The sequence below is a fragment of the Bradyrhizobium sp. MI1.10 genome (assembly GCF_055811035.1).
Genome location: NZ_JBVVPN010000002.1, coordinates 364,481 through 376,775, shown reverse-complemented (window position 1 = coordinate 376,775; position 12,295 = coordinate 364,481). Strand labels below are relative to the sequence as shown.

Annotated in this window: 9 protein-coding genes; 6 read left to right on the top strand and 3 right to left on the bottom strand. The window is 63.1% G+C overall.

Annotated elements, in window-relative coordinates; all coding sequences use genetic code 11:
* Nucleotides 1–254 precede the first annotated feature (254 nt).
* Nucleotides 255–752, bottom strand: a complete 498-nt coding sequence (locus AC0L3K_RS03890; RefSeq protein ID WP_007590726.1) for a single-stranded DNA-binding protein — start codon at nt 750–752, stop codon at nt 255–257.
* Between the two features lie 459 nt (nt 753–1,211).
* On the opposite strand from AC0L3K_RS03890, the gene AC0L3K_RS03885 reads away from it, so the two are divergent.
* The 5 genes from AC0L3K_RS03885 (at nt 1,212) to AC0L3K_RS03865 (ending at nt 7,475) form a co-directional block, all read left to right on the top strand.
* Complete coding sequence (locus AC0L3K_RS03885) at nt 1,212–1,994, top strand: outer membrane protein (RefSeq protein WP_007590725.1); 783 nt, start codon at nt 1,212–1,214, stop codon at nt 1,992–1,994.
* 227 nt (nt 1,995–2,221) lie between these two features.
* Nucleotides 2,222–2,911 (top strand): outer membrane protein, encoded by a 690-nt coding sequence (locus AC0L3K_RS03880; protein ID WP_035992628.1) that lies wholly within the window; start codon nt 2,222–2,224, stop codon nt 2,909–2,911.
* Between the two features lie 278 nt (nt 2,912–3,189).
* Nucleotides 3,190–6,171: an excinuclease ABC subunit UvrA gene (uvrA, locus tag AC0L3K_RS03875; RefSeq protein ID WP_219685492.1), complete on the top strand. Its 2,982-nt coding sequence runs from the start codon at nt 3,190–3,192 to the stop codon at nt 6,169–6,171.
* A gap of 47 nt (nt 6,172–6,218) precedes the next feature.
* On the top strand, nt 6,219–6,782 hold the full coding sequence (locus tag AC0L3K_RS03870) for a DinB family protein (protein ID WP_007590721.1): 564 nt from the start codon (nt 6,219–6,221) through the stop codon (nt 6,780–6,782).
* An 18-nt stretch (nt 6,783–6,800) separates the two neighbouring features.
* The gene (locus tag AC0L3K_RS03865; RefSeq protein ID WP_007590720.1) at nt 6,801–7,475 is read left to right on the top strand and encodes an HAD family hydrolase; all 675 of its coding nucleotides are present in this window, start codon (nt 6,801–6,803) and stop codon (nt 7,473–7,475) included.
* A 48-nt stretch (nt 7,476–7,523) separates the two neighbouring features.
* Here AC0L3K_RS03865 and AC0L3K_RS03860 read toward each other — a convergent pair whose 3' ends face one another.
* On the bottom strand, nt 7,524–8,477 hold the full coding sequence (locus tag AC0L3K_RS03860) for a YVTN family beta-propeller repeat protein (protein WP_007590717.1): 954 nt from the start codon (nt 8,475–8,477) through the stop codon (nt 7,524–7,526).
* Nucleotides 8,478–8,479: 2 nt separating this feature from the next.
* Nucleotides 8,480–9,061, bottom strand: coding sequence for an SRPBCC family protein (locus AC0L3K_RS03855; RefSeq protein ID WP_007590716.1), 582 nt, complete (start codon nt 9,059–9,061; stop codon nt 8,480–8,482).
* 1,158 nt (nt 9,062–10,219) lie between these two features.
* Between AC0L3K_RS03855 and AC0L3K_RS03850 the strand changes: the two genes are divergently transcribed.
* The gene (locus tag AC0L3K_RS03850) at nt 10,220–12,292 is read left to right on the top strand and encodes a DUF1217 domain-containing protein (RefSeq protein WP_219685493.1); all 2,073 of its coding nucleotides are present in this window, start codon (nt 10,220–10,222) and stop codon (nt 12,290–12,292) included.
* Nucleotides 12,293–12,295 lie beyond the last annotated feature (3 nt).

The window sequence follows — 12,295 nt, the reverse complement described above, 5'->3', positions numbered from 1 at the left end:
TGCGAGCGGTGCCTCGGGCAGCCCCCGCATCGGCCTTGCAAAATCGCCGGTAACACGTGGAAAACCGACCGGCGAGCTTGCCCCGTCAGCGCGTTTGCCAAGCCGCAATCCGAGCTCACCCCAAACATGAAGCGGGCCCGGAAATCCCGAGCCCGTCCTGCCGATTAGTGGGATTTTTTGACACGAGATGAGAAGCGCCGCCCACGCGGCCGGCGCCTCCGCATCGATATGCCTCGTTCTCAGAACGGAATCGCTCAGAACGGGATGTCGTCGTCCATGTCGCTGTTGCGGCCACCGCCGCCGGCGGCAACGGGTCGCCGCGGCGCGCTGCTGACCGGACCGGAGGAGCCGAAATCGCCGCCCGGCTCGTCGCCGAAGCTGCCGCCTCCCCCGCCGCCACTACGGCCGTCCAGCATCGTCAGGGTGGAGTTGAAGCCCTGCAGCACGACTTCGGTCGAGTACTTTTCAACACCGCTCTGGTCGGTCCATTTGCGGGTCTGGAGCGCACCCTCGACGTAAATCTTGGCGCCCTTCTTCAGATACTGTTCGGCGACCTTGCAGAGCCCTTCATTGAAGATCACGACGCGGTGCCACTCGGTCTTTTCCTTGCGCTCGCCGGTCGCCTTGTCGCGCCAGGTCTCCGAGGTGGCGACGCTCAGATTGGCGATCGGCCGCCCGTCCTGGGTGCGGCGGATTTCAGGATCCTTGCCGAGATTTCCAACCAGAATGACCTTGTTGACGCTTCCCGCCATCTCCGCTCTCCGCTCCGAATGCCACTGAATTCAAGAAGGCCGGTCCGCTCCCCGCGCTCCACCGTGCCTGTTGAGGCGACCCTATACGCTCGCCGAACGCTTGCGGACGACGATCAGTCCGTCGCCCCTCCGGTTATCCCCACATATAGCATCGACCTCCGGCATGTTCCAGATTTGTTCTTGGCGAACTTCCGCATCGAATATGTGGCGTCGATCGGCCAATGTACTGCGGGAAGGCACGCGTCGATTGGAACCTTTGTAGGTTCCCAAAAGCGAAGGAAAGAACTTAACATTCAGCAAGTTGTGGGTCCTCGCACGGCCCCGTTCTTGTTGCATTTCGGAGACGGACTTTGCCGCTCCGCAGAGCTACGGTTTCCTCGGACTTAAATCATATGGGCCCTCGTGCCTGATCAACCGCTTCGGGGAAGAAAGAAGCGGACGAACCTGGGGAGACTGGCAATGAATAAGCTTCTTATTGGTGCAATCAGTGCAGTGGCGATGGGCCTGTCGGCTCCCGCGAGCGCGGCGGATCTTGCCGCGCGTCCCTACACCAAGGCTCCGGCGCCGGCGATTGCCACCATCTACGATTGGAGCGGCTTCTACATCGGCATCAACGGCGGCGGTGGCTCGAGCCACACGTGCTGGGACTTCGTCACGCCCGCGACCGGCGTTTTGGTCGGGGAAGGCTGCCATAACGCGGTCGGCGGCACGGTCGGTGGCCAGATCGGCTATCGCTGGCAGTCCACCAATTGGGTGTTCGGCCTCGAAGGCCAAGGCAACTGGGCCGACTTCCGGGGCGACAACGTGAGCACACTTTTCCCCGGCACCGCCCTGGTCACGGGTGATCGCAACCGTTCCCGCATCGACTCTTTCGGGCTCATCACCGGTCAGATCGGTTACGCCTGGAACAACGTGCTGCTTTACGTGAAGGGCGGCGCCGCCGTCGTCGGCGACAAATACGACATCTACGCTGCGGCGGGCACGCCCGGCGCGGGCGCGCTGCTGGCCTCGGCGCGGGAGACTCGCTGGGGTGGCACGGTCGGGGCCGGTCTGGAGTTCGGCTTCGCTCCCAACTGGTCGCTGGGCTTTGAATACGACCACATCTTCCTTGGCGATCGCACGATCGGCTTCACAACGCCCGCGGGTGCGGTTTTCGGCAGCGACCGGATTCGCCAGGACGTCGACATGGGCCTCGTCCGCTTGAACTATCGCTGGGGCGGTCCGGTCATCGCAAAGTACTGATCGCGCTGGAATAGAGCACTTCGAAGGCCGGCCTCGTGCCGGCCTTTTGCTGTGCGGTTCTGCGATATCAATAGGTCAATAGCCGTTCCGTTTTCCGATCGCTGTTGCTTTTCAGTGACACAACTTGCGGCTTCACCGGTGTATGGACGATATCAGTTGGACCACGGCGTCCGATGCTCTTCCGGAACAGGGAGGGACAACAGAAACTGGGACTGGGATTACTGAAGATGAAAAAGATTTGGTTGGCTTCGGCCTGTTTGTTCGCACTCGCTGCCCCGGCTTCGGCCGCTGATCTGGCGGCGCGCCCCTACACCAAGGCTCCGGTGGCCATGGCTTCGGTCTACAACTGGACCGGCTTCTACCTCGGTATCGTCGGTGGCGGCGCCTGGGAAAATTCCTCGACCGACCCGAAGATGAAGGGCGGCTTCGTCGGCGGTACTGCCGGCTACAACTGGCAGACCGGCAATGTCGTGTTCGGCATCGAGGCCGATGGTTCCTGGGCTGACGTCAGCGCGTCGGTCACCGGCCCCGTTGCCGTCCCCGGCTTCGGCCTCGTCAGCACCACCCTCAGCTCGAAGACCGATGCGATGGGCACCGTGCGCGGCCGCATCGGCTACGCCGTCAACAACGTCCTGTTCTACGGCACCGGTGGTTACGCCTGGATCGACAACAAGCTCAGCATCAGCGCGCTCGGCGTGACCGCTTCCGACAGCAAGTGGCACTCCGGCTGGACCGTCGGTGCGGGCGTCGAAGCGTTCTTCGCTCCGCAGTGGTCGGTCAAGGGCGAGTACCTCTTTCGCAGCCTCGGCGGCGAGACCTACTTCTCGGGCGCCCTGCCCACCGGCACGCTCGAGTTTCACACCGTGCAGGTCGGCGTGAACTATCACTTCGGGGGCCCGATCGTCGCGAAGTACTGATCTTCGCTATCGACGCCATCGTGTTACGAAAGGCCGGCCTCGCGCCGGCCTTTTTGTTTGAACGGGACCGGTCACGCGCAGTTCCGCAAGCCGTGCTCCTGCCAGATGCCGCCAGCGCGCCAACAATCCGTTGACGATTCGCAAACGCCACTGGAAATCCGTCCCTGTTCTTCCTACGTTCGCTTACTTACCCATCGGCGCCGATCCCGGTTCCGGGCGATGCGCGCCTTTCAAGTTGGCGCGATCGCGCGCTTTTGGATTCCCTGAGGACCACCAGGATGGATGAAGTGATCAAGGCGAAGCGCCAACAACAGAACGCGGGAGCACACCTGCGCGCGATTACGATCCGTGGCGCGCGCGAGCACAACCTCAAGAACGTCGACGTCGAAATTCCCCGCGACAAGCTCGTCGTGTTCACGGGGCTGTCAGGCTCCGGCAAATCCTCCCTCGCGTTCGACACCATCTATGCCGAGGGCCAGCGCCGCTACGTCGAATCGCTGTCGGCCTATGCCCGCCAGTTCCTGGAGATGATGCAGAAGCCCGACGTCGACCAGATCGACGGCCTGTCGCCGGCGATCTCGATCGAACAGAAGACGACGTCGAAGAACCCGCGCTCCACCGTCGGCACGGTGACCGAAATCTACGACTATATGCGCCTGCTGTGGGCGCGCGTCGGCGTGCCCTATTCGCCCGCCACCGGCCTGCCGATCGAGAGCCAGACCGTCTCGCAGATGGTCGATCGCGTGCTGGCGCTGCCGGAGAGCTCGCGGCTCTATCTGCTTGCGCCAGTCGTGCGCGGCCGCAAGGGCGAGTACCGCAAAGAGCTCGCCGAATGGCTCAAGAAGGGCTTTCAGCGCGTCAAGATCGACGGCGCCTTCCATGAGCTCGCGGAAGCGCCTGTTCTCGACAAGAAATTCCCGCACGATATCGACGTCGTCGTCGATCGTATCGTGGTGCGCCCCGACATCGGCCAACGCCTCGCCGAAAGCTTCGAGACCGCGCTCAAGCTCGCCGAGGGCCTCGCCGTCATCGAATTCGCGGACGCGCCGGCTGCAGCAGCCCCCGCGGAAGAGAAAAAGAAGACGGCCAAGATCCACGACAAGAGCGGACCCGAGCGCATGCTGTTCTCGGAAAAGTTCGCCTGCCCTGTCTCCGGCTTCACCATCCCCGAGATCGAGCCCCGGCTGTTCTCGTTCAACAATCCCTATGGCGCCTGCCCCGCCTGCGGCGGCCTCGGCGTCGAGCAGCATGTCGACGAGGACCTCGTCATCCCCGACAAGGAGCTAGCCATCGGCAAGGGCGCGATCGCGCCCTGGGCCAAGTCCTCGTCGCCCTATTACATTCAGACGTTGACTGCGCTCGGCAAGCATTACAAGTTCACGCTGACCACCAAATGGAAGGATCTGCCCAAGAAGACGCAGAACGCGATCCTCCATGGCTCCGGCGAGGACGAGATCAAGTTCTCCTACGAGGACGGCGTCCGTTCCTATGACACCAAGAAGCCGTTCGAGGGCGTCATCACCAACATCAACCGCCGCTATCGCGAGACCGAGAGCGAGTGGGCGCGCGAGGAGCTGGCGAAGTACTTCCACGACGTGCCCTGCGAGGCGTGCCACGGCTTTCGGCTCAAGCCCGAGGCGCTCTGCGTCAAGATCGGCGGCAAGCATATCGGCGACATCTCCGAGATGTCAGTGAAGGGCGCCGGCGCGTGGTTCGAGACCGTGCCGGAGGCGCTGAACACCCAGCAGAACGAGATCGCCGGCCGCATCCTCAAGGAGATCCGCGAGCGCCTCACCTTCCTGCTCGACGTCGGCCTCAACTATCTCACGCTGTCCCGCTCCTCCGGCACGCTCTCCGGCGGCGAGAGCCAGCGCATCCGCCTGGCCTCGCAGATCGGCTCGGGCCTGACAGGTGTGCTCTATGTGCTCGACGAACCCTCGATCGGCTTGCACCAGCGCGACAACGCGCGCCTGCTCGACACGCTCAAGAGACTTCGCGACCTCGGCAACACCGTGATCGTGGTCGAGCATGACGAGGACGCGATCCTGCTCGCCGACCACGTGCTCGACATCGGCCCCGGTGCCGGCATGCATGGCGGCAACATCATCGCCGAAGGCACGCCCGCCGAGATCATGCGCAACCCCAACTCGCTGACCGGCAAATATCTGACCGGCGAGCTTGAGGTCGAGGTGCCGGAGCGGCGCCCGCCGAACCATCGCCGCACCATCAAGGTGGTCAATGCGCGCGGCAATAACCTCAAGAACGTCACGGCCGAAATCCCGCTCGGCCTGTTCACCTGCGTTACCGGCGTCTCCGGCGGCGGCAAGTCGACGCTGCTGATCGACACGCTGTACAAGGCGATCGCCCGCAAGCTGAACAACGCCAGCGAGGGCGCCGCGCCGCACGACCGCATCGAGGGCCTCGAGCACATCGACAAGATCATCGACATCGACCAGTCGCCGATCGGCCGCACGCCACGCTCCAATCCCGCGACCTATACCGGTGCCTTCACGCCGATCCGCGAATGGTTCGCCGGCCTGCCCGAGTCGAAGGCGCGCGGCTACGAACCCGGCCGCTTCTCCTTCAACGTCAAGGGCGGCCGCTGCGAGGCCTGCCAGGGCGACGGAGTCATCAAGATCGAGATGCACTTCTTGCCCGACGTCTACGTCACCTGCGACGTCTGCAAGGGCAAGCGCTACAACCGCGAGACGCTGGAGGTCCTGTTCAAGGGCAAGAGCATCGCCGACGTGCTCGACATGACCGTCGAGGAAGCGGCCGAGTTCTTCAAGGCGGTCCCGCGGGTGCGCGAGACCTTCCAGACGCTGCATCGCGTCGGCCTCGACTACATCCATGTCGGCCAGCAGGCCACGACGCTCTCGGGCGGCGAAGCTCAGCGCGTCAAGCTCGCAAAGGAGCTGTCAAAGCGCGCCACCGGCCGCACGCTCTACATCCTGGACGAGCCGACCACCGGCCTGCATTTCCACGACGTCAAGAAGCTCCTGGAGGTGCTGCACGAGCTGGTCGCGCAGGGCAACACGGTCGTCGTCATCGAGCACAATCTCGAAGTCATCAAGACCGCCGACTGGGTCATCGACCTCGGCCCCGAAGGCGGCGACGGCGGCGGCGAGATCGTCGCCTGGGGCCCCCCGGAAGACATCGCGAAAGCGCCGCGGAGCTACACGGGGAAGTTTTTGGCACCGGTGCTGGCGAAGGCGCGGAAGCCGAAGCGGAGACGCGCGGCGAGCGAGGCGGCGGAGTAGGTTACGCAGCGGGAGCGTGCCGACACATTGTCTGAGGGAGGTCGCTTTTGCCTGCAGGACTTCTGCAAACCTATCGTGCGTTCGCCCACAATAATGCTTGGGCGAACCACCGGCTGCTCACTGCTTGCGCCGCGCTGTCTCAGGCTGACTTCGAAGCCGCACGAACCGGCTTCTTTCCAAGCCTGCAGCGCACGCTCAACCACATCCATGTCATAGACCTCTTCTATGTCGATGCGCTGGAGGGCGGATGGCTGGGACCGGCGGCTTGGAAGAACCAGGTGCCCCACCTTTCACTTGCCGCGCTGAAGCCCGAGCAAGCCGCGATCGACAAGCGCTTGATTGCCGTCTGCGATGGACTGACGCCCGAGCTTCTCGACGGTCTCGTGCGGATCAACCGCGACACCCGCGTGCAGATCGAACGTCGCGACCGGCTGCTCATGCATCTGTTCCAGCATCAAATTCATCATCGCGGACAAGCCCACGCGATGCTTTCCGAAACGCACGTTACCCCGCCCCAGCTAGACGAGTTCTTCGCCGAGGGAGAGGCGCCGCTCAGGGCCACCGAATTCGACCAACTCGGATGGACCGAGGAAGCGGTGTGGAAAGCCTAGCGGTGTAGCTTCGTCTCCATGCCCTACTCCCTCGCCATCTTCGATCTCGACGGCACGCTGGCTGACAGCTTCCCGTGGTTCCTGCGCACCATCAACGACGTCGCCGACCGCTTCGGCTTCCGCCGCGTCGCCGATGAGGATGTCGAGGGGCTGCGGCATGCTTCGTCGCGCGAGATTCTCAGCCGGCTCGAGGTGCCCTTGTGGAAGCTGCCGGCGATCGCGCGGCATGCGCGGCGGCTGAAGGCTGAGGCGGCCGCCGAGATTTCGCTGTTTTCGGGCGTCGAGACGATGCTGAAAACACTGGCCGGTAACGGCGTGCAGCTCGCACTGGTGACATCGGACAGCGAAGCGAATGCGCGCGAAAAACTCGGCGAGGCCGCCGCGCTGTTCGCGCATTTCGACTGCGCCGCGTCGATCTTTGGCAAGCCTTCGAAATTCCGACGGGTCATCCGCCGCGCCGGCGTGGAGCCGGGCAAGGTCATCGCGATCGGCGACGAGGTGCGCGATATCGAGGCGGCGCGGGCCGTGGGGATCGCCTGCGGCGCGGTGGGCTGGGGTTATGCGGCGCCGGCGGCGCTGCGGGCGCAGGCGCCGGATCACATGTTTGAGCAGATGGATGAGATTGTATGGACGCTGTGCCCCGGTGCAGTAGCCCGGATGAGCGAAGCGATATCCGGGAACGGCGGTGGATGAGGAGAGCCTGTCCCGCAAGTCGCTCCGCTCATGCGGGCTACGACGCCCCTACTCCGTCCTGCGCAAAAACGCCCCGAACGCGCGCGGGCCGTCGCCGGTCTTGACTTCGCCGATCACCTTTAGCTCGACCGCGTCGATGATGTCGAGCGTGTTGCTCTCCCAGCAGGCGACGATGATGCGCTTGCCGTCGGCGGTCGCGGCGATGCCTTCGGGATAATCGCCGACATTGATGCGTTTGATCGGCTTCAAGGTCGCCAGATCGAACACGCTGACAGTGCCGCCATATTGGTCGGTGACGAAGCCGCGGCCCTGCGCCAGCGCCACCGCATAGGGGCGCATCCCGACCGGCACGCGGCCGGTCTCGGACCCAGCGGCGATGTCGATCACGGAGACGTCGTTGGAGCCGACATTGGCGGTGTAGGCCCGCTTGCCTTCGGCATCGATGGTGACGCCGAACGGACGGGTGCCGACCTTGATGGTCGCCTTGCGCTGGCGGGTCGCGATGTCCACCACCGAGACGCTGTCGTCGTCGCGGTCGGCCGAGAGCAGCAGCTTGCCGTCTGGCGTCACTGCGAGCCCCGACGGCGAGGCGCCGACCGCGATGCTGGCCGTGACGCTGCGGCTCGCAGCGTCGATCACCCGCACGGCGGCTGCGTACCAGTCCGCGACATAGACGGTGCGGCCATCCGGCGCGACGGCAATGCCAAGCGGCCCGCCGCCGACCTCGATCCGCCCTGCAATCTGCCGCGTTGCTGCGTCCACCACCGTTACGGCCTTGGCGTCCGGGCTCGTGACATAGGCAAAGCGCCCGTCCGCGCTAACGGCCACGCCCGCCGGCTTGCCGCCGATCGGGATGGTCGCGACGCTGCGCGCGGTGGCGAGGTCCACCACCATCAAATCGTCGCTGAGCTGGTTGGTCACGAACGCCTCGTCGGCGCACGCGCTGCCGAGAGCGGCACGGTAAAGGCTGGCAGCGAGCGCCGCCAGGACCAACGCCCGCACGGTCAGCTTCCGCTCTCGATCTTCTTCTTCAACGACTCGAGGCCGGCCTTGTAGAGCCCGCTCACCGCAGTCTTAGCCGCCTCGTCGCTCAGCTCCGGCGGCGGATCGTTGTTGGGAAAGCCGCGGTAGAACGCGCCGGCCCATTCCAGGGTCGAGGCCTTGCCGTCGGCGCTCGGCGTGACGGTGAGCGTCGAGGAATAATTGGTGACCGGCAGCACCTTCACGTCCACATTGGTGATCCGGTAGGAATAGCTCATCGCGGCGGCGTCAAACTTGTAGAGCTCTTCGTCGACGGTCGCGCCTCCCGTCAGCGTCAGCTTCCGCGTCGCGCCGATCTCGTTGCCCTTCTCGCCCTCGGTCTTGGCAACAGGCGGCAGCCAGCTCATGTCCTGGAAATTGCCCATTGCGGCCCACACCTTGGCCGGGGCGGCGGTGATCTCGATGGATTCGCGGACCTTCTGCCGGGTCGGCCCGTGGGCCCAGGCCGATGTCGAAGCCGGGCCAAACGCCGCCGTCAAAGCTGCCGCGCCCGCAGCAGTCAGTACTACGCCCAAGACCGTGCGGCGTCCAATCGTCACCCTCATCTCGTTTCCTCATGCGTCTCATTGATCATGCGCGACTTGATGCGCGCTGGGATCATGGTAGCGCATTTTGCGGCCGAGGGGAGACCCGTTCGTGGCCACGTTGCGGCAGGCGTCCGCGCGCCCCACAACCCCTTGCCGCCCGGCGGGCAAAACACCCGATAAGCGGGTCAACCACGATCGGCAAAAATATTTCTCTTTATCCGTATTTCGGATTATCGTATAGAAAGCCATCCCAACCCGGCCGAGGGGCGGATCGCGATCGTCACGAACGCGGGATGGGACGTGGTGGACGTGGGCCACACCGGCGCGAAGGCTTCGCAGGGCGGGCAACCGTGAACGAAGGCGTCGCGCACACGACCGGTGTGATCCGCGTACGGCAAAATCGTGTGGTCCTGACGCCCGGGGTCTGTGCGTCAAGTCTTGTGGTGATGTGGGCGGCCCGACCGGGCATCCGCATCAGCCATCCGCAAGGCGACGGGGGCAATAGTGCATCGCTCCCCGGGGAGAACTCGGCATAAGCCGTCAAACCACTGCGCAGGGAAGGCCGTGTGTTGGGCTTCACCTGTATGCCGCTGTGCAGCCTCTTGTAGCGCAACCTTCGCACAGTGGACCGTGGGTGCCAGCCGGCACCCGGCCTTCCCTGCGCCCTCGGCATTTTTGGGGGCAAAGAATGCCGCAAAGCTCGGGCCGCACAGGCCGCGAGAAGGCGAAGGTGCGCGGACTCTGTGGATTGAAATACGAAGATGGATTTTGGGCGCGTGCCCCGGACGCGGCGCAACGCCCCTTCGGCGGTGCGCCGCAGAGCCGGGGCCCACGCAGCGGCAAATGCACGGCTTCTGGGTCCCCGCTCTACGCCGCAACGCTTACGCGTTGCAGCTTGTCCGGGACACGAGCGTGGAACTTTATCTGGCGCGCTGGCGACCGCAACATGCCAAGCACGAAAGCCTCGCGAAAGCTGCATCTGGGAAACAGACAGAAACAAACGGCAACAAAACTCGTCATGCGGCATCGGACGCAAATTGAAATCTCAGTTGTTAACCGGAATCTTCCTGGGAAGACCCAGCTGAGACAGTTTGCCGGCATGAGGCCAGCCCCCATCTCGCGACCCCGCAATGATTGACGGATGTCCGGGACCGTAAGAGCCGCGAGGAGTGCGCGATGGTATCAACGTATTTCAGTTACAGCTACATCACGCGCAATCTCAAGCAGTCCCTGACGCGGGTCGAACAGCAACAGGACGTGGCGCGAGAGGCCGCCTATTACAAAGCCCACATCGGCAAGGTGAAGTCCGTCGACGACTTCATGAAAGACTATCGCCTTTATCATTATGCGACGAAGGCATATGGCCTGGAAGACATGGCCTACGCCAAGGCCTTCATGAAAAAGGTGCTGGAGAGCGACCTCTCCGACGCAAACAGCTTTGTCAACAAGCTGGTCGACAAGCGTTACCGCGAGTTCGCCGCGGCATTTTCCTTCAACGGCAGTGCAACGCCGGTTGCGCAATCGGAGAACCAGACCGACGAGATGATCGGTCTGTACACGGCGACCAGGAAGAGCCAGGTCGATGCACTTACCGGCGACTCCAATTACTACAGCGCCGAAATCGGCAACATCAGCAGTGCAGACCAGCTCCTGAACAACGACCGTCTTCGCAACTATGTCTATTCGGCATACGGAATCGATCAAACCAAGTGGTCGCGTGACACGATAAGCCAGGTCTTGCGCAGCGATCCATCCGATCCCAACAGCTACGTCAACACCACTTTCGCCTCTCAGTTGAGTGGCCTCAACGCCGACCTTGCTCAGGCCCGATCGGATGTCACCGCGGCCAATTCACGGATCGCCGACTACACCACCCAGCTATCGCAGCCGGGCGCGAACGTGACCCAGTTGAACGTGCAGATCCTGGTCGAAAAGCATCATTTGGAGTCATATGCGAGCAGCATTTCCAGCCTCAGCGACCAGATAGGGACGATTGGCGGGTTCGTCGACCTGGCCGGTGCGTTCGAGTTTTCGCCCGACGGGTCCCTTCCGTCAGGCGTGTCCGCGCAGACTGCTGCAAATGTCACCATCACGAAACAGAGGTTCGACGACAGCAAGTCCGCCGTCTATTCGGCGGCAAGCCCGTTGAACGAAGCCTTTGCAATCAGGCAATTCAGAACCGCCATCCTCAAGATCAATTCAGTCCAGGCGTTCGTATCGACACCGGGCGTTTATGATTTTGCGCTGGGAGCCGTCGGCCTCGATCCCGCAAACGTCTCGCCGGCGACTGTCAAGGCCGTGCTCGAAAGCGACATCAACGACCCCAAAAGCTACGTCTATACCCTCAAGGACAATCGATATCTGGAGCTGGCGCGCGCCTTCAACTTCGACGCTAAAGGCAATCTGACGACCCCCTTGGTGGCTCAGGACTCTGCTGAAGTCCTCCAGATCGCCAAGGACTACGTCATTGGAGCGGTGAAGAGCGCAAGCACGGCAACTCCCCAGCAGCAGGCCGCAGTTCGGGCACAGGCCACGAAGGATGCGTCGGAATATCAGCAGGCCATCGCCGGCATCGACAGTGTTTCCGATCTTCTCGCAAACAGGCCGATGGTCGATTTCATTCTCCTGGCCAAGGGTCTGGATCCCAAGAAGGTCAGCACCGATTTTCTCAAGAAGATCTTCGCCTCCGATCTGAACGATCCAAAGAGCTTCGCGAACACCGAGAGCGATCCTCGCTTTGCCGAAATCGCGGCGTCGTTCAATTTCGACAGTCAAGGCAACGTCGCGCGTCTTCCGATGATGGGGCCGCAGAAGCGGGATCAGTTTCGGGAAACACAGGCGAACTATGTCGAGCAAAGCCTGGAGCAGCAGCAAGGCGATGCGAATCCCGGCGTGCGCCTGGCGCTCTATTTCCAGCGAAAGGCGGGGGACATCACATCCGCGTACGACATCCTTGCCGACAAGGCTCTTTCGGAGGTGTTCAGGACCACCTTCGATCTGCCTGACTCGATGGCGGCGATGCCGATCGACCAGCAGGCCAAGTTCGTGGACAGATTCATGAAGATCAAGGACCTGTCCGATCCCGCGAAGGTTACAAAGCTGCTGAACCGTTTCTCCGCCATGTATGACATCAGAAACAGCCAGAGCACCGGTCAGGGTCAATCCCCCCTGCTCAACCTCTTTCAGGGATCCGGTTCGGGGATCAGTGACTCCACATATCTGGCCATTGCCAAGCTACGCACTCACTGACGG